Below are 17,487 nucleotides of genomic sequence, written 5' to 3' on the forward strand. Positions count from 1 at the left end.
GGGGCGGGGTGGGGGTCGGTCCGGGACCCGTGTCCCGGACGCGTCGTGACCCCGGCAGGACAGGAGTCACTGGGGCCGGCGGACGGCTCGACCCACCATTGTCAGCGTACGGGCGGCCCGCGCTGTTCCCGACCTGTCTGGTCACGCAGCGAAGCCGTCACTAAGCTGTACGAGTGAGTCACTTGGCCGTGGAGTCGACGGAACGTAACGTCTGGCCCGGCGGCTCGGCGTCGTCGTCACCGCGCGTGACGACGCGATCCAGGAACACGGAGGAGGGGTCGTGAGCGCAGCAGGCGTGACCGGCCAGCGGCCGGACACCGAGCTCGCCGTGCTCGCCGGCGGCGGCGACCAGGCCGCCTTCGCGGAGCTGATGACCCGTCACCGCCCCCGCCTCTACGCGGTCTGCCGGCGCATCACCACGAACGACCAGGACGCCCAGGAGGCGCTCCAGGAGACGATGATCATCGCCTGGAAGCGGCTCGGGGAGTTCGACGGCCGCTCCGCGGTCGGCACGTGGCTCTACCGCGTGGCCACCAACGCCGCGATCGACGAGGTCCGCCGCCGCAAGCGCGCCCCGGAGCCCGCGGAGGAGGTCCCCGAGCCCACGCCGGCCCGGGGCGCCGACGGCGGCGTCATCGCACGCATGGACGTCGACCGCGCGCTGGCCCAGCTGCCTCCGCAGTACCGCGCGGTGGTGGTGCTGCGCGAGATCTGCGACCTGTCCTATACGGAGATCGCCGAGCTGCGCGGCATTCCCGTCCAGACCGTCAAGTCCCAGCTCTCCCGCGGGCGCCAGGCCCTCGTCGAGCTGCTCACCGACCGTCCGGCCGTCCGCTCGGCATGACCGGTCCCGCCGGCCCGGTCGGCCCCGTCACCTCGCGGCTCGTCGCGCTCTGCACCGGCACCCGCGACCGGCTGCGCACCCCGGAGCTGCGCGAGCGCCTCGACGGGCTGGTGACGCGCCTGTCCGAGCCCCGCATCCGCGTGGCGGTCGGCGGGCGCATGAACGCCGGCAAGTCGACGCTCGCCAACGCGCTGCTCCAGGAACGCCTCGCGGCCACCGGGGCGACCGAGACGACGCGGCTGGTGACCTGGTTCCGCCACGGCCACCAGGCCCGCGTCCGCGTGCACCACCGCGACGGACGTGAGCGGGTCCTGCCGCTCGCCGCGACGGGCGGGGTCGGTGCGACCGTGACCGGGGCCGAGGCCGCGGAGGTCGGCCACCTCACCGTCGAGACCCCCAACGACGCGCTGACGCGGTACACGCTGATCGACACCCCGGGCATGGACTCGCTGTCGAAGCTGGACCCGGACTCGCTCGCGGCCCTGGGCGACGCCGACGCCGTCGTCTACCTCATGCCCCACCCCGGCGAGCGCGACGCCGAGGCCATCGAGGCGGTCCGCGGCTGGTCGGGCGGCCTGCGGCTGGGCGCCGCGAACATGATCGGCGTCCTGTCGCGCATCGACACGCTCTCCGACGAGGACGACCCGTGGCCGACGGCGCGGCGCGTCGCCGACCGCTACGCCCGCGAGCTGCGCGCCGTGCTCTCCGACGTCGTCCCGGTGGCCGGGCTGCTGGCCGAGACCGCCCGCGGCCCCGACTTCTCCGAGACCGACGCCCGCGCCCTGCGCACCCTCGCCGAGGCCGACCGGGGCGGCGTCGGCCGCAAGCTGCGCACGGTGCAGCGCTTCCGTGCCTGGGCGGACGCCCCGCTGCCGGCCGACGACCGCGAGCGCCTCCTCGACCTGCTCGGCCTGCACGGCATCCGGGTCGCCCTCGAGCTGCTCGACGAGGGCCGGCGCTCGACGCCCGCCCTGCTCGAGGGCCTCGCGCAGCGCTCGGGGGTCGCAGAGCTCATCGCGCGCATCGACACCGTCTTCGTCGCCGGCGCCGACCGGCTGCGCGCCAGCGCGGGGATCGCCGCGCTCGAGCACCTCGGGTGGGACGCGGCCGACGAGGTCGACCGGCGGGCCCTGCTCGCGCTGCAGTCCGAGCTCGACCGGCTGCGCCTCGAGCCGGCCCTGCGCCAGGTGGACCTCGCGTCGGCGCTGGTCGACCTCGAGGCCGGCCGGATGCGCCTCGGCGACGAGGACACCGCCCGTCTGCGCGACCTCGCCACGGGCCCGGACGACGCCCACCGCCTCGGGCTCCCCGCCGGCGCCGACCCCGCGACCATCGCCGCCGCGGCCGCCGCCCAGATCCCGCAGTGGCGCCGCCTCGAGGCCCGTCCGTCGCGGGTGCTGCAGCGCCACGTGCGCACCGCGCGGGAGCTGTGCGAGCACATGCTCTTCACGGAACGGCCCGCAGCGGACGCCGCCCCGAGCTGGCAGGCTCGGACACCGAGCCGATGACATGACCACGCTGTCGGGCAGCTCGCGCGGAGGGGAGGTCGCGGTGGGGGTGCCGCCCCGCGCCGGCCCGCCGCGGGCCGTCCTCGGGCCGTACGTGGTGCAGGACGTCGTCCACCGCGGGCGGTCCGGCGAGGTGCTGCGCGCGCACGACTCCGCCCACGACCGCGTCGTCGCCCTCAAGCTGCTCGCGCCCGAGGACACCGACCGCGAGTACCGCGCCCGCTTCGAGCGCTCGTGCGGCATCGCCCGCACGCTGGGCGAGCCGCACGTCCTCCCGGTGCTCGACTTCGGCGAGACCGGGGGGCGGCTGTTCGTCGCGACGCCGCTGCTCGGCGGGCCGGACCTCGGCGCGGTGCTGCACCGCGAGGAGGCGCTCGACCCGGCGCGCGCGGTGGCCGTCGTCGAGCAGGTCGCGCGGGCCCTGGCCGCCGCCCACGCCCGCGGGCTGGCGCACCGCAACATCAAGCCCGCCAACGTCATCTTCACCGACCCGGCGGCCGCCGAGGTGCGCGTCGGCGACTTCGGGCTGGTCTCGCGCAACGGGCTCTCGCTCGACCACACCGCGCCCGAGCGCTTCCGCGGCGGCGCGACCGACCACCGCGAGGACGTCTACGCGCTGGGCTGCGTGCTCTACACCTGCCTCACCGGCGCCCGGCCCTATCCCGGGCGCAGCCTGCCCGAGCGGATGCGCGGCCACCTCGAGGGCCCGATCCCGCGGCCGTCGGAGCAGCGCCCGGACGTGCCGGCGGCGTTCGACGCCGTCATCGCCGGGGCGCTCGCGAAGACCCCGGGCGACCGCACACCGACCGTCGGCACGCTCGCCGCGGGCGCCCGCGCGGCCCTCGCGTAGCGCACGCCGGAAAAAGTTCGGCGGACCCCGGAACATCCGGGCCCGCTCGCGCCGTCACAGACGCGAACGGCCCGCGAGCCTGCGGGCCCCGCCCTCCGGGAGCGACCATGAGCGGCACCACCGACACGGCCGGCGAGACCTACTTCAGCGCCGACGGCGGCGTCTACGACGCGAACGGCACCATGATCGGCACGTACGGGACCGACGAGGCCGGCAACGTCGACCTGGTCACCACCGACACCGACGGCGACGGCCGGCTCGACACCTCCGTGGCCGACACCGACCACGACGGGACCTTCGAGACCGGCATCGTCGACACCGACGGCGACGGCTACTACGACACGATGGTGATCGACACCGACGGCGACGGGGACTACGACACCGCCGCGGTCGACGCCGACGGGGACGGCCAGGCCGAGACCACGGCCCACGACCCGAACGGCTTCTGAGCGTGACCGGCCACCTCGGCACCACGGCCGGGATCCCCGCGACCCCCGCGGCCGAGCGGGCGGCGCTCGTCGAGCTCTGCATCGACCTCGCCGACCGCCTGGACACCGCGGGACCCGGCCTCCGGGCCCGGGTGCACCGGGGTCTCGCCGACGTCGGGGTGGTCGCGGTCGAGCCGGACGGCCTGCCGTTCGACGGCGCCCGGCACGACGCCGTCGACCGCGAGCCCACGGACGACCCCGCGCGCGACCGCACGGTCGCGAGCACCGAACGTGCCGGCTACCTCGACCGGGGCCGGCTCCTGCGGCGGCCCGAGGTCGTCGTGTACGCGCTCGAGACCGGAGAGACCGGAGACCCCCGATGAGCACCGACGCCCCCGCCGACGCGCGCCGGCCCCACCCGATGACCGACGAGGTCCTCGCGCTGGTCGCCGCGGTGCGCAAGGTCGCGGTGGAGGACGACGAGGCGGGCGCGGCCGAGGGGCTCGACGTCGACGTCGCCCGGGTCCGGCGCGGCAGTGCCGCCGTCGTGGTCGTCGGGGAGAAGAAGCGCGGCAAGAGCTCGCTGATCAACGCGCTGGTCGGACGCCCGGGCCTGCTGCCCGTCGACGCCGACGTCGCCACCTGCGTGCACGTCGTCGTCTCGTACGGCCCCGACGGCGCCACGGTGGTCGAGGGCGGCGGGCCGACCGGGCGCGAGGTGCCCCTCGACGCGGTCGCCGAGTACGCCGCGCTCGACCCGGGCGCCCGGGTCCCCGAGCACGAGGACGTCAGCCAGGTGCAGGTCCGCGTGCCCGCCCCGCTGCTCGCCGGCGGGCTGGAGCTGATCGACACCCCGGGGGTCGGCGGCCTCGTCGCCGGGCACGCGGCCCTGACGCTCGCGACCCTCGACCGCGCCGACGCCCTGGTCTTCGTCCTCGACGGGTCCAGCGAGATCACCGCCTCGGAGCTCGCGTTCCTCGAGCGCGCCACCGAGCGCATCGCCACCGTCGTGTTCGCGCTGACCAAGATCGACCAGTTCCCGGCGTGGGAGCAGGTGCGGGCGCGCAACGTCGAGCTGATCGCCGCGCACGCCCCGCGCTACGCCGACGCCCCGTGGTTCGGGGTGTCGAGCCGCGCGGCCGCCGACGCGATCGCGGCCGAGGCCGACGGCGAGCCCGAGGAGGCCGCCGAGGAGCGCGCCGCGAGCGGGATCGTGCCGCTGGCCGAGCACCTCGCGGGCCTCGCCGAAGGCGCCGACGGGCTGCGCCTGGCCAACCTGCTGCACCAGGCGGCGGTGCTGGTCAAACGCCTGTCGGCGATGCAGGTGCGGCGCGCGATGTCGCTGTCGCTCTCGCCGGAGTTCGCCGAGCTGGTCAAGCGCGAGAAGGAGGCGCTCACCGCGCTGCAGGGCCAGAACGCGACCTGGCGCCAGACGCTGTCCGAGCGCTCGGTGCGCCTCGAGCAGCGCATGCGCACCGAGCTCGCGCGGCGGATCGAGGACCTGCGCAAGGAGGTCGGCGACAGCATCGCGACGGGCTCCTCGACGATCTTCGACGAGGTCGCCACCGACCTGCCGCCGCGGGCGCAGGCGCTGTGGATCGAGCTCGACACGCTGCTGCGCCGCGAGCTCACCGCGCTCGGCGAGGCGCTGCTCGCCGACCTCGAGGGCGTCGAGGTGGACCTCGCCGGCGTCGTCCCGGACGCGCCGGAACGCCTCGCGCAGCTGCCGGAGGCCGCCCGCGGCCAGGGCAGCACGAGCTTCGCCGAGCAGGGGATCATGGCCGCGGGCCTCGGGATGGGGCTCGGGCACCTCGTGGCCCTGGTCGTCGCGCCGCCCGTGGGCATCCTCGCCGGTCTCGGCGCCGTCGGGTTCTTCTCCTGGCGGCGCTGGAGCAAGGAACGGGGCGCCCGCAGCCGCGAGGACGCCCGCCGCTACCTCGGCGAGGTCACCACCCGCCTCAACAACGAGATCCCACCGGTCGTCGCGCAGGCCGTCCACGGCGCCCGCGACGTGCTCGGCCGCCAGATCACCACCGCGCTGACCGCGGAGAAGGAGCGCCTGACCGCGAGCCTCGCCGAGCACGAGAAGAACCTGGCCAGCGAGAAGAGCGCGCTGGCCCGGCGCAAGGCCGAGGTGGACGCGAAGCTGAAGCGCCGCAACGAGCTGAGGGAGACCGCCGAGCAGCTGGCCCGCCGGCTGCCCGCACACCGATCCGCCACGAAGGAGGAGGCGTCGTGACCGCGCCCCAGGGAGCCGGGGGGCCCGACGGGAGCACCTGGCTCGACATGTCCCGCTACCCCGACACCGACCCGGACACCGTCCTCTCCGGCGACGAGCAGGGCCTGCTGACCTCGGCGCTCGCCGTCGACGACGCCGCGCTGCCCGACGCCGTGTGGGAGCACATGCTCGCCGTGGTGACCGGCGACGCCGGTGACGACCCGGCCGCCGGGGACGGCGCCGACGACCCCGGCGCCGACCCTGCCGACCCTGCCGACCCTGCCGACGACGACCCCGCTGCCTGGGCCGCCGACCCCGCGCTCGACGAGCACGCCCACGACGACCCGGCGGTGCACGACCTCCACGACGGCCCCGACGGCTGGGACGACTCCCCGGACCCGGCCTGGGACGGCGGCGCGGTGTGACCGACTGGCACCTCGCGATCGACTTCGGGACCTCGTTCACGACGACCGCCACGCTCGCCGGCGGGCGCGCCGAGGTCCTGGAGATCGACGGGTCGAAGTACGTGCCCTCGCTGGTCTGTGTGGACGACGACGGCACGATCCTCACCGGCCGCGACGCCGTCAACGAGGCGGCGATGGCGCCCGACCGCACCGAGCGGGTGCCCAAGCGCGCGCTGGTGGCGTCCGAGCAGGTGCTGCTGGGCACGCGCACGGTCGGGACCGTCGAGCTCGTCGCGGCCGTGCTGGCCCGGGTCGCGGGCGAGGCCACGCGACGCTTCGCGGGCAGCCGCCCCACGCGCGTCGTCCTGACCCACCCGGCGCGCTGGCAGGCCGGCGGCACCGAGCTGCGTCGCCTCGCCGAGGCCGCCGAGCGCGCGGGGCTCGGCGAGCCCGACCTCGTCGCCGAGCCCGTCGCCGCCGCCCACCACTACGTCCGCACCGGTGACGCCGTCCCGGACGGCGGCATGATCGGCGTCTACGACTTCGGCGGCGGCACCTTCGACACCGCCGTCCTGCGGCGCCGCCGTGACGGCTTCGAGCTCGCGGGCTCGCCGGGCGGCGACGTCGCGCTGGGCGGCGAGGACCTCGACGCCGCGTTCATGGAGATCCTCGCCGAGCACGCCGAGGCCCTCGACGCCGACACGTGGAACGCGCTGTGGGAGGCCGAGGGCCGCGTCGCCGAGCGCCACCGCACGCTGCTGCGCCGCGACGTCACCCAGGCCAAGGAGGCCCTGTCGCGCCTGCCCGCGGTCAACCTGTGGGTGCCGGGCTACGACGACGAGATCCGGGTGACGCGCCGCGAGTACGAGAAGGCCGTCGAGCCCCTGCTCGCCCGCAGCGTCGCCGAGCTGCAGGACACCGTCGCGCGCGCGGGCACCACGCCCGACGCGCTCGTCGACGTCTACCTCACCGGCAGCACGAGCCGGACCCCGCGGATCAGCACCCTGCTCGCCGACCTCCTCGGGCACGTGCCCGGCATGCGCGACGACCCGAAGGCCGTCGTCGTGCTGGGCGCGCTGTCGACGGTGCCCGGCTCGGTGAGCGCCACCCGGCAGGTCCGCCTGCCCCCGCGCGCCCACCGCGCCGGCCCGCCCGCGACGCCCCCCGCCGAGCCGACGCCGCCGCTGACGCCGTCGGGGTTCGCGGTGCCGGCCGCGCCCGAGGGCGCGACCGAGACCGTGCGCCGCACGCCGCGCCGTCCCGAGCGGATCCCGGCGCCGCGCGGCGGCCGGCACCACGCACCGGAGGACGCCGGCGCCCGGGAGGCGGCCGACCGGCTGGCCCGGGAGATCGCGGCGATCGCGGAGGCCGCCGGGGTGTCGGACCTCGTGGGCGCGATGGCTCCGACCGTGCGCGCGGCCGACGGCGTGGAGGCGCTGCGCCGGCCGCTCGTCGTCGCTCTCGAGGGGGTCGGCACCGCGATCGGGACCCGGCACTCCCCGTTCCCGGGCCTGCCGCCCGGGGTCGCGCTGCAGGTCCTGCGCGAGGGCCGCGCGGAACTGGGGACGCTGGGCCGGTGCCTCACCCGTCTCGACGAGGTCGCCCGACACGTGGAGGCGCTGTGAGGTCCGATCGTCCCCGGGTCGGCGCGTCCGTCGGGGGGTAGACGGGGCACGACCTCCACGAAGGGATCCCCATGACCCACACCGCGACCAGGCGGTCCAGGACCGCGCCGGCCGTGCTCACCGCGCTGCGCGCCGCCGCGGTCCTGACGGTCGTCTCGCTGCTCGTCCAGTTCCTCACCGCCGGCGGCTTCGTCGGGCAGCAGGGCGGCGAGGGCGCGGAGGCGGCGCACTCCGTCGGCGCGATCGTGCTGCACGTGCTGTCGGGGCTCACGGTCGTGGCGGCCGCGCTGACCTGGCGGGCCGGGGCGGCGCTGTGGCCGACGGTCGTCGCGGCGCTGGTGTTCGTGCTGTCGTTCGTGCAGGCCTACGTGGGCAGCAACGGACCGCTCTCGGTGCACATCCCCGGCGCCATGGTCCTCACCGTGGGCGCCGTGCTGGTGGCGGCCTGGTCGTTCACCCCTGGTGCTGCCGGCCGGCGGTGAGCCTCAGCGCTTGCGGGCGCTGATCACCCCGGTGTCGAAGCCCGCGAGGTGCAGCCCGCCGTGGAAACGGGCGTGCTCGACCTTCAGGCAGCGGTCCATGACCACGGCGAGCCCGGCCTCGACCCCGCGCTCGGCCAGCGCCTCGTCGTAGAGACCGAACTGCGTCCAGAACGTCGAGGCCCCGGCCCGGATGGTCGCGTCGAGGACGTCGGGCAGGTCCTCGGGCCGGCGGAAGACGTCGACGAGGTCGGGCGTCACCGGCAGCGCGTCCAGCGACGGGTAGACGGGCCGCCCGAGGATCTCGCTGGCGTTGGGGTTGACGAAGTGGACGTCGAAGTCGGTGGAGCCCAGCAGGTAGGTCGCGACGAAGTTCGACGCGCGCGCCGGGTTGGGCGACGCGCCGACCATCGCGACCGTCTTCGTCTTCCGCAGGATCGCCTGGCGCTCCTGCGCCGACGGCGGGGTCCAGCTCACGGCGCGGCCTCCTTCACGACGGGTCGGGCTCCGCTGCGCTGCGTCTCCCGCGTGGCCTCGGTGAGGGCCTGGTCGAGGTCCCAGAGGATGTCCTCGGGGTCCTCGATGCCGACGCTGATGCGGATGAGGTCGGGGCGCACGCCGCCCTCGCGCAGCTGGTCGGCGGTCAGCTGCTGGTGGGTGGTCGAGGCGGGGTGCAGGACGAGCGTGCGGGCGTCGCCGATGTTGGCGAGGTGGCTGCAGAGCTGTACGGACTCGATGAACCGCCGGCCGGCGGCGCGGGCCGAGCTCTCCGGGTCCTCGTCGTCACCCCGCACCCCGAAGCTGAACACCGCGCCGGGACCCTGCGGCAGGTACTTCTTCGCCCGCTCGTGGTGCGGGTGGCCGGGCAGCCCGGCGTAGCTGACCCACGCGACGCGCTCGTCGGCCTCGAGCCACTCGGCGACGCGCTGCGCGTTCGCGACGTGGGCCTCCATGCGCTGGGGCAGCGTCTCGACGCCCTGGAGCAGCAGGAACGCCGAGTGCGCCGAGAGCGTCGCGCCGACATCGCGCAGCTGCTCGGAGCGGACCTTGGTGAGGAAGCCGTACTCCTGGAAGTTGCCCCACCACGTCAGCCCGCCGTAGGACGGGATCGGGTCGGTCATCTGCGGGAAGTTCCCGTTGCCCCAGTCGAAGCGGCCCGACTCGAGGATCACCCCGCCGAGCGTGGTGCCGTGGCCGCCGAGGAACTTGGTCGCCGAGTGGATGACGATGTCCGCGCCGTGCTCCATCGGCCGGCACAGGTACGGCGTCGCCATCGTCGCGTCGATGATGAGCGGCAGGCCGCGCTCGTGGGCGACCTCGGCGAGCGCCGCAACGTCGGTGACCTCGCCCGACGGGTTCGCGATGATCTCGGCGAAGACGCAGCGGGTCTTCTCGGTGATCGCCCGCCGGAACGCGTCCGGGTCGTCGCCGGCGACGAACGTCGTGTCGACCCCGAAGCGACGCAGGGTGACGTCGAGCTGGGTGACCGTGCCGCCGTAGAGCGCGGACGAGGCGACGATGTGGTCACCGGCGCCGGCGAGGGTGGCGAAGGTCAGGAACTCCGCGGCCTGGCCCGAGCTGGTGGCCACGGCGCCGAGCGCGCCCTCGAGGCTGGCCAGGCGCTCCTCGAGCGCGGCGACCGTCGGGTTCGCGATGCGGCTGTAGATGTTGCCGTACTTCTGCAGCGCGAAGAGGTTCGCGGCGTCGGCGGTGTCGTCGAAGACGAAGCTCGTCGACTGGTAGATCGGCACCGCTCGCGCGCCGGTGGCCGCGTCGGGCACGGCGCCGGCGTGCACCGCGCGGGTGCGGAAGCCCCAGGGGCGGTCGTCTCCTGCCACCCCGCCGTTCTACACCGAACGGACCCGCCGCGAGGGATTGCCCGACGTGCATGGGTGGGAAGGCCTGCGCGGTCCGTCACCGACGTCACCGACGTCACCGACTCCACCGACCCGGAGGCACCCATGGCCGTCTGCGAGACCTGTGGCAACGACTACGAGATGGCGTTCGAGATCCGCGCGCAGGGCGCGACCCACACCTTCGACAGCTTCGAGTGCGCGATCCACAAGCTGGCCCCGCGCTGCGAGCACTGCGGCGTGACGATCATCGGTCACGGCCACCAGGTCGAGGGCAGCTTCTACTGCTGCGCCCACTGCGCGTCGGCGGCCTCGGGCGCGTCGACGGTCGACCACGCCTGAGCCCCTGATCAGCGGAAGTACGCGTTCGCGGTGGCCTGGTAGGAGCAGAGGATCGCCGCGACGATCAGCGCGGCCTGCACCAGGCTCAGCACCGTCGACACCCAGCCGAGGCTCACCCCGAGCCCGGCGGTGAGCAGGACGCCGACGACGGTGAACACCGCGCTGACGCCGCCCAGGACGGCGAGCACCAGCCGTGCCCAGTGGTCGCCCTGGCGCATGCGCAGGGCGAGGTAGACGAGGGCGGCGAGGAAGAGCAGTCCGATGACGGCGCCGGCGATGCCGCTGCCGGCGGCGAAGCCGCTCGGCACCGTCGCCGCCGTCGCCAGGGAGAAGGCGCTCCCGAGCACGCCGACGACGACCGCGGCGACCCAGAGCCGGAAGGACCACTGCACGGGGGGCGGGGGCGTCACGGGGGCAACCTAGTCACCGGTGTCGGCGGTGGGGCGCAGGTCCCGGACCCAGCGCCACACCGTGCCCTCGTCCGGGTCGATCGCCTCGCCGTCGAGGACGAAGCCGTGGCGGCGCAGCACGGTGGTCGAGGCGTTCTCGGCCGGCAGCGTGTGGGCCCGGACGCGCCGGACGCCCCCGCGGGCGGCGCGGTCGAGCCACTGCCCGACGGCCGCCGTCGCGACGCCCCGGCCCTGGCGCGACGGGGCGACCGAGTACCCGATCTCGATCTCGCCGTCGGTCGGCGGCCCGGTGAAGCCGCCGAGGCCGACGACCTCGGCGCCGTCGACGACGAGGTGGGTGAACCAGCTCGGGTCGATCCCGCCCTCGAGCGCGGTCACCGTGGGCTCCAGCGCCTCGGGGAACGCGAGGTAGCCGTCGACGAGCACGAGCCCGAAGCGTTCGGTGAACGCCTCCGGCTCGGTCAGCAACGTGACCGCCTGCTCCGGCTGCAGCGGCACGACCGTGATTCCCATGTGCCCTCCGGGCAGGTGAGCAGAAAGAAGGGCTACAGCTCTCTTTACTGCTCACGAGCGCGGAGCGCACCTACATGCCGTGCATCTTCGCGATGACCTGGAGCATGACCTCGTCCGCGCCGCCGCCGATCGACGTGAGCCGCATGTCGCGCAGGAAGCGCGCGGTCCACGTCTCCTCGATGTAGCCCAGGCCGCCGTGGTACTGCAGGCAGGTGCGGGCGACGTCCTCGCAGAGCCGGCCGATCGCGAGCTTGGCGATCGTCGCGAAGCGGGACGTGTCCTCGCCGCGCATGAAGGCCTCGGCGCACGCGTAGTTGTAGTGCCGGCACATGTCGACGCGGGCGTAGAGCTCGGCGAGCTGGTAGCTCAGGTACTGGTTCTGGATCAGGGGCCCGCCGAACGCCTCGCGTCCCCGCAGGTAGGCCGCGGTGCGGTCCAGCGCCCGCTCGCAGGCGCCGACGCGGCCGTAGCAGGCCACCATCCGCTCGTTCTGGAACTGCGCCATCTGCTGCTGGAACCCGCGGCCGGCCTGCCCGATGGTGTTCGCGACCGGCACCCGCGCCCCGTCGAACGACAGCTCCGCGGTGTCCGAGCAGCGGTTGCCGAGCTTGTCGAGCGTCCGCGACACCGACACCCCGGGCGTGTCCGTCGGCACGACGATCTGCGACATCCCCCGCGCGCCACCCTCGTCGGAGGTGCGCGCGAGCAGGCAGAGCCAGTCGGCCTGGACGCCGTTGGTGATGTAGAGCTTGGACCCGTGGATCACCCAGTGGTCCCCGTCCTGCACCGCCCGGGTCTTCAGCCCGGCGACGTCGGAGCCGGCGTCGGGCTCGGTGACGGCGATGGCCGTGACGTGCTCGCCGCGGATCGCCGGCGCGAGGTAGCGCTCCTTGAGCTCGTGGCTGCCGAAGCGGGCCAGCGACGGCGTCGCCATGTCGGTCTGCACGGCGATCGCCATGCCCACCCCGGCGGCGTCGGCGCGCCCGATCTCCTCGGCGAGGACCACCGAGAACAGGTGGTCGGCGCCCCCGCCGCCGTAGGCCGGGTCGTACTCGAGGCCCAGGAAGCCCAGCTCGCCGAGCTTGCCGAACAGCTCGTGGGTGGGCATGCGCCCGTCGCGCTCCCACCCGTCGACGTACGGGTCGATCTCCCGCTCGACGAACGTCCGCACGGTCTTGCGGAACGCCTGGTGCTCCTCGGTGAACGCGACCATCAGCGGACTCCCTGCAGGTGGGCCAGGGCCGGGCCCCAGCGGTCGGTCTGCGAGCCGGTCGGCGCGTAGAGCGGGATGCGCTGCGCGATGCCGCCGAAGCGCCGCTCGAGCGCCGGGCCCACCTGGTCGGGCTCGGCGACGATCGCGACGGTGTGCAGGACCTCGTCGTCGACGGCCTCGCCCATCGCGTCCCACTCGCCGCGCTTGGAGAGCGTGTTCAGCTCGCGGGCCAGGTCCCCCCAGCCGTGCAGCTCGAGCACGGGGTGGTACGCGGGCGTCGAGCCGTAGAACGCGACCTGCCGGCGCACGTCCTGCACCGACTCGGCGAACTCCTCCTCGGTGTTCCCGGTCGCGATGAGGGCGGTGCCGGAGAACTCGAAGCCGGTCCCGTCCTTGCCGGCCCTCGCGAAGCCCTCGTGCAGCGCGGGCAACGTCACCTCGTGCAGGTAGCGCTCGGTGGAGAAGGCGTGGGCCATGAACCCGTCGGCGACCTCGCCCGCCACCGCCGTCATCCGCGGGCCGACGCCGGCGAGGTGGATCGGCGGGTTGCCGTGCGGGTTCGGCCCCGGCGAGAAGAACGGCGTCATCAGCGTGTGCGTGTAGAACTCGCCGCGGAAGTCGAGGCGCTCGCCGGTCGCCCACGCGTCCCAGATGGCGCGGACGGCCCGGATGTACTCGTGCATGCGGTCGGCGGGCCGCGACCACGGCATCGAGAAGCGCTTGGTGACGTGCGGCTTGATCTGCGTCCCGAGGCCCAGGACGTAGCGCCCGCCGGTCATCTCCTGGAGGTCGTTCGCCGTCATCGCCGTCGTCATCGGGGTGCGGGCGAACGCGACGGTGATGGCGGTGCCGAGGGTGACGCGCTCGGTGCGGGTGGCCGCCAGCGTGATCATCACGGCCGGGTCGTGCTGGGTCTCCGACGCCCACACGGCGTCGTACCCGGCCTTCTCCGCGGTGACCGCGTCGTCGGCGAACGCGGTGAGCCCCCCGGTGACGACGGTGGCGTCGACCTTCATCACAGCAGCTCCTCGGGGATGTCCACGTGACGGGCCCGGACGAACTCGCCGAGCCCCTTGGCCTGCGGGTCGAGCGCGAGGTTGTCGGCCACCCCGCGCCCGAGGAGCCCCACGACGGTGACGCCCACCGCGCGCAGGTGCGGGAACGTCCAGAGCCGCCGCGGGCACCCGGCGGCGTCCTCGCCGAGCAGCCACGCGACGTGCTCGTCGCCCCACCAGCTCGAGAGCCACGCGTAGGCGGCGTCGTCGCGGGCCCAGAGCCCGAGCGTGGCGTTGCCGCCCTTGTCACCCGAGCGCGCGCCGACCAGTCGCCCGAGGGGGACGCGGGTGGTGGGCGCGCCGGGGTCGTCGCGAACGGGTATCTCGCTGCTTCTAGGCGTCGGAACTCCCCGTTCGCTCGCGGCCGGGGTGGGCGGGGCCACCGTCCACGTCCTGTCGTCGAGGCCGACGAGCTGGGGCAGGTCGGCGGCGGGCAGCAGGAGTGGCCAGAACACGCTCGCGGCGCTGCCCGGGCCGGGCGGGGTGGTGGCGAAGAAGCCGGCGTAGCCGCTCAGGGCCGTCTCCACGGCCGCCCGCGAGAGCCGCGCGCAGGCCTCCTTGCCCCCGGCGACGGCCACGGTGAGCAGCGAGACGGCGTCGGTCATGCGCTGGGGGTCGGGTCGGTCGGCCCGGAGCAACCGGGTCTCGACGCGCTCGAACGCCTTCCGGCCGCCCGGCACGCCCGCCCAGAGCGCCGCGAGCGCGTGCTCGGCCTTGGCCTCGACGTCGAGGCCCGTGAGCACGAACGTCATCTCGTTGTGCCAGCCCGCGGGCACGATCGCGCCCACCTTGACCGTCGCCGGCGGCGGCTCCCCGACCGTGCCGGCGAGGCGGACGCGGTCGGGCCCCTCCGGCGTGAGCACGGTGGTGTCGAGGCGGGCGACGACGTCCGGGGTGAGGTAGCGCGGCCCGTCGACCTCGTAGAGCAGCTGCGCGGTGACCGTCTCGACGGTGACCGCCCCGCCCGTCCCGGCCGCCTTCGTGATCACCGCGGAGCCGTCGGCCTCGATCTCCGCGATCGGCATGCCGACGTGCTCGATGCCCGGGAGCTCGCCGGCGAACGAGTAGTTGCCGCCGGTGGCCTGCGCACCGCACTCGATGACGTGCCCGGCGGCGACGGCGCCGGCGAGGGCGTCGAGGTCGTCGGGACCCCAGCCGTGATGCCAGGCGGCCGGCCCGACGACCACCGCCGCGTCGGTGACCCGCCCGGTGACGACGACGTTCGCCCCGGCCGCCAGCGCCTCGACGATCCCGCGGCAGCCCAGGTAGGCGTTGGCGACGACCGGCTCGGCGGGGAGGGGCTCGCCGGTCTCGAGGTGGGCCGCCTGCTCGGGCGGGAGGGTGCGCACCTGCTCGGTGACGTCGTCCCCGCCGACCCACGCGACCCGCGCGCGCTCGTCGATGGCCGCGATCTCGGCCGCGCAGCCCGCCGGGTCGAGGCCGCCGGCGTTGGCGACGACGAGGATGCCGGCGTCGAGGCAGTCGACGAGGACGTCGCGCATCTGGTGGACGAACGTCGTCGCCCAGCCGCCCTTGCCGCGGTCGCGCTGCTTGGCGAGCAGGCCCATCGTCAGCTCGGCGAGCCAGTCGCCGGTGAGGACGTCGACGTGCGCGCGGCCCTCGAGGTGCGCGTCGACGACCTCGCGGGCGGCGGCGAGGCGGTCGCCGTAGAAGCCCGAGACGTTCGCGATCGCGATCACTCGGCTGCCCCCAAGGTGACCAGCGTGGCGTGCGCCTCGACGTACTGGCCCACCGCGACGTGCACGGTCTCGACGACGCCGTCGGTGGCCGCGAGCGCCGGGTGCTCCATCTTCATGGCCTCGAGGACGACGAGCTTCTGGCCGGCGACGACGTGCTCGCCCTCGCGGACCAGCACCTCCACGACCGTGCCCGGGACCTCGCTGACCGGCCCCGCCCCGCCCGCGGCGGCGTCCGCGGCCGGCAGGCGCGGCACCTCCCGCCAGGCGCTGTGGCCCTCGCCGTCGTCGACGTACGCGGTGCCGTCGTGGTGGGCGACGCGGCAGCGGTAGGCCACGCCGTCGTGGGTGACGCGCACGCCGTGCGGGGTGAGGTCGCGCAGGCCGAGGGTGTGGTCGGCGAGCTCGAGGGCGTCGGCCGTCAACCGGTGGGCGACGTCGACCGGGCCGTCGGGACCCTCCCAGGTGAGGCGTGGCCGCGGGGCGCCGCGCAGCGTGCGCCAGCCGGGTGGGGCGAGGGTGGCGAGGGGGTCGTGGGCTCGACGTGCGGCGGAGGTGGTGGCGATGGCGGCGGCGAGGTGCACGACGCGTGGGGTGGCCGGCGCCGGGGTGCGCAGGTCGGCGTGGCGGTCGAGGAAGTCGGTGCGGGTGGCGCCGGCGAGGAAGCCGGGGTCGCGCAGGACGGCGACGAGCAGGTCGCGGTTGGTGGCCGGGCCGTGGATCTCGGCGTGCGCGAGGCCGGCGGCGAGCCTGCGGGCGGCCGCCGTACGGGTCGGCGCGTGGGCGACGACCTTGGCGATCATCGGGTCGTAGAAGGCGCTGACCTCGCCGGACGCGCCGAGGGCGTCCTCCCAACGGAGCGCGTCGTCGTGGCGGTAGCGGTGCAGGGTGCCGGGGCTGGGGCGGTCGCCGGCGGCCGGGTCCTCGGCGTAAAGGCGCACCTCGATGGCGTGGCCGCGGGGTACGAGCTCGTCCTGGGCGAACGGCAGGGGCTCGCCGTCGGCGATCGCGAGCTGCAGCGCGACCAGGTCGACGCCGTAGACCTCCTCGGTGACCGGGTGCTCGACCTGCAGCCGCGTGTTCATCTCGAGGAAGAAGAAGCTCGCCTGTGTCGGCGTGGCGGCGGGCGGCACGGAGCGCAGCGGAGCTGCCGCGCCGGAGGCGTCGACGCTGCCGGCGTCAGACGCCGGGAGATCCGCATCCTCGAGCAGGAACTCCACCGTCCCGGCGCCGACGTACCCGAGCTTCTCCGCCAGCGCGACGGCCGTGGCACCCATCCGCTCGCGCAGCTCCGGCGTCACGACGGGCGACGGCGCTTCCTCGACGACCTTCTGGTGCCGCCGCTGGATCGAGCACTCGCGCTCACCGAGGTGCACGACGTGCCCGTGCGCGTCGCCGAGCACCTGGATCTCGACGTGCCGGGGCGCGTCCAGCAGGCGCTCGAGGAAGACGGTGTCGTCGCCGAAGCTGCGCGCGGCCTCGGCACGGGCGGAGCGGACGGCGTCGGCGAGCGCATCGGGCGACCGCACCTCCCGCATCCCGCTGCCCCCGCCGCCGGCACTGGCCTTGACCAGCAGCGGGAACCCGACGCCCTCGGCCGCGCGAGCCCAGTCGTCGGGGTCGTCGGTCGCGAGCAGCGCGTCCGGCAGCGTCGGCACGCCCGCCTCGCGGGCCAGGGCCTTGGCGGTGTGCTTGACGCCCATCGCCTCGATCGACGCCGGGTCCGGGCCGACCCACGTCAGTCCGGCGTCGATGCACCGACGAGCGAACGCCGCGTTCTCGGACAGGAAGCCGTAGCCGGGGTGCACGGCGTCGGCGCCCGTCGCGCGGGCGGCGGCGAGGACCTGCTCGGCGTCGAGGTAGGTCTCGGTGCTCGTCGACCCGCGCAGCGCCACGGCCCGGTCGGCCTCGACGACGTGCGGGGCGTCGGCGTCGGGCTCGGAGAACACCGCCACCGTGCGGACGCCGAGCGAGCGCGCCGCGCGGATCACCCGGCGCGCGATCTCCCCGCGGTTGGCCACGAGCAGCGTGCTGATCACCGTCGTCCC

The 17,487-nt window shown here is 75.2% G+C and carries 18 protein-coding genes; 10 read left to right on the top strand and 8 right to left on the bottom strand.

Going from position 1 to position 17,487, the window contains the following annotated elements:
- Nucleotides 1–280 precede the first annotated feature (280 nt).
- The 9 genes from PGB27_RS10610 to PGB27_RS10650 all read left to right on the top strand — a co-directional run bounded on the left by PGB27_RS10610 (nucleotide 281) and on the right by PGB27_RS10650 (nucleotide 8,359).
- Complete coding sequence (locus PGB27_RS10610) at nucleotides 281–844, top strand: RNA polymerase sigma factor (protein ID WP_274200335.1); 564 nt, start codon at nucleotides 281–283, stop codon at nucleotides 842–844.
- A complete protein-coding gene (locus tag PGB27_RS10615; protein ID WP_274200336.1) occupies nucleotides 841–2,352 on the top strand; it encodes a dynamin family protein in 1,512 nt (503 codons plus the stop codon). The genes PGB27_RS10610 and PGB27_RS10615 overlap by 4 nt, the downstream gene beginning before the upstream one ends.
- A gap of 1 nt (nucleotide 2,353) precedes the next feature.
- A complete protein-coding gene (locus PGB27_RS10620) occupies nucleotides 2,354–3,202 on the top strand; it encodes a serine/threonine-protein kinase (RefSeq protein WP_274200337.1) in 849 nt (282 codons plus the stop codon).
- 107 nt (nucleotides 3,203–3,309) lie between these two features.
- Nucleotides 3,310–3,651 carry a hypothetical protein gene (locus PGB27_RS10625; protein ID WP_274200338.1) on the top strand — a complete coding sequence of 114 codons (342 nt, stop codon included), beginning with the start codon at nucleotides 3,310–3,312 and terminating at the stop codon, nucleotides 3,649–3,651.
- Nucleotides 3,652–3,653: 2 nt separating this feature from the next.
- A complete protein-coding gene (grpE, locus tag PGB27_RS10630) occupies nucleotides 3,654–4,013 on the top strand; it encodes a nucleotide exchange factor GrpE (protein ID WP_274200339.1) in 360 nt (119 codons plus the stop codon).
- Nucleotides 4,010–5,869: a dynamin family protein gene (locus PGB27_RS10635; protein WP_274200340.1), complete on the top strand. Its 1,860-nt coding sequence runs from the start codon at nucleotides 4,010–4,012 to the stop codon at nucleotides 5,867–5,869. The genes grpE and PGB27_RS10635 overlap by 4 nt, the downstream gene beginning before the upstream one ends.
- Complete coding sequence (locus PGB27_RS10640) at nucleotides 5,866–6,273, top strand: hypothetical protein (RefSeq protein ID WP_274200341.1); 408 nt, start codon at nucleotides 5,866–5,868, stop codon at nucleotides 6,271–6,273. The genes PGB27_RS10635 and PGB27_RS10640 overlap by 4 nt, the downstream gene beginning before the upstream one ends.
- Nucleotides 6,270–7,877, top strand: a complete 1,608-nt coding sequence (locus PGB27_RS10645) for an Hsp70 family protein (protein ID WP_274200342.1) — start codon at nucleotides 6,270–6,272, stop codon at nucleotides 7,875–7,877. Before PGB27_RS10640 ends, PGB27_RS10645 begins: the two co-directional genes overlap by 4 nt.
- Nucleotides 7,878–7,948: 71 nt before the next feature.
- Nucleotides 7,949–8,359 (top strand): hypothetical protein, encoded by a 411-nt coding sequence (locus PGB27_RS10650; RefSeq protein WP_274200343.1) that lies wholly within the window; start codon nucleotides 7,949–7,951, stop codon nucleotides 8,357–8,359.
- A gap of 3 nt (nucleotides 8,360–8,362) precedes the next feature.
- Here PGB27_RS10650 and PGB27_RS10655 read toward each other — a convergent pair whose 3' ends face one another.
- Entirely contained in the window at nucleotides 8,363–8,833 is a 471-nt protein-coding gene (locus tag PGB27_RS10655) for a CoA-binding protein (RefSeq protein WP_274200344.1), read from the bottom strand.
- Entirely contained in the window at nucleotides 8,830–10,194 is a 1,365-nt protein-coding gene (locus PGB27_RS10660) for an O-acetylhomoserine aminocarboxypropyltransferase/cysteine synthase family protein (protein ID WP_274200345.1), read from the bottom strand. Before PGB27_RS10660 ends, PGB27_RS10655 begins: the two co-directional genes overlap by 4 nt.
- 123 nt (nucleotides 10,195–10,317) lie before the next feature.
- Here PGB27_RS10660 and PGB27_RS10665 point away from each other — a divergent pair, with 123 nt between their 5' ends.
- Nucleotides 10,318–10,551, top strand: a complete 234-nt coding sequence (locus tag PGB27_RS10665) for a hypothetical protein (RefSeq protein ID WP_274200608.1) — start codon at nucleotides 10,318–10,320, stop codon at nucleotides 10,549–10,551.
- Between the two features lie 8 nt (nucleotides 10,552–10,559).
- Here PGB27_RS10665 and PGB27_RS10670 read toward each other — a convergent pair whose 3' ends face one another.
- The 6 genes from PGB27_RS10670 to PGB27_RS10695 all read right to left on the bottom strand — a co-directional run bounded on the left by PGB27_RS10670 (nucleotide 10,560) and on the right by PGB27_RS10695 (nucleotide 17,478).
- Entirely contained in the window at nucleotides 10,560–10,961 is a 402-nt protein-coding gene (locus tag PGB27_RS10670) for a hypothetical protein (RefSeq protein ID WP_274200346.1), read from the bottom strand.
- A gap of 9 nt (nucleotides 10,962–10,970) precedes the next feature.
- Nucleotides 10,971–11,474: a GNAT family N-acetyltransferase gene (locus PGB27_RS10675; protein WP_274200347.1), complete on the bottom strand. Its 504-nt coding sequence runs from the start codon at nucleotides 11,472–11,474 to the stop codon at nucleotides 10,971–10,973.
- A 70-nt stretch (nucleotides 11,475–11,544) separates the two neighbouring features.
- Entirely contained in the window at nucleotides 11,545–12,687 is a 1,143-nt protein-coding gene (locus PGB27_RS10680) for an acyl-CoA dehydrogenase family protein (RefSeq protein ID WP_274200348.1), read from the bottom strand.
- Nucleotides 12,687–13,703 carry a TIGR03617 family F420-dependent LLM class oxidoreductase gene (locus tag PGB27_RS10685; RefSeq protein WP_274200349.1) on the bottom strand — a complete coding sequence of 339 codons (1,017 nt, stop codon included), beginning with the start codon at nucleotides 13,701–13,703 and terminating at the stop codon, nucleotides 12,687–12,689. Before PGB27_RS10685 ends, PGB27_RS10680 begins: the two co-directional genes overlap by 1 nt.
- The gene (locus PGB27_RS10690) at nucleotides 13,703–15,442 is read right to left on the bottom strand and encodes an acyclic terpene utilization AtuA family protein (RefSeq protein ID WP_274200350.1); all 1,740 of its coding nucleotides are present in this window, start codon (nucleotides 15,440–15,442) and stop codon (nucleotides 13,703–13,705) included. Before PGB27_RS10690 ends, PGB27_RS10685 begins: the two co-directional genes overlap by 1 nt.
- Nucleotides 15,439–17,478, bottom strand: a complete 2,040-nt coding sequence (locus tag PGB27_RS10695; RefSeq protein ID WP_274200351.1) for an acetyl/propionyl/methylcrotonyl-CoA carboxylase subunit alpha — start codon at nucleotides 17,476–17,478, stop codon at nucleotides 15,439–15,441. Before PGB27_RS10695 ends, PGB27_RS10690 begins: the two co-directional genes overlap by 4 nt.
- Nucleotides 17,479–17,487: the final 9 nt, after the last annotated feature.

Origin of the sequence: Actinomycetospora lemnae, assembly GCF_028737315.1 — a bacterium.
GTDB lineage: Bacteria > Actinomycetota > Actinomycetes > Mycobacteriales > Pseudonocardiaceae > Actinomycetospora > Actinomycetospora lemnae.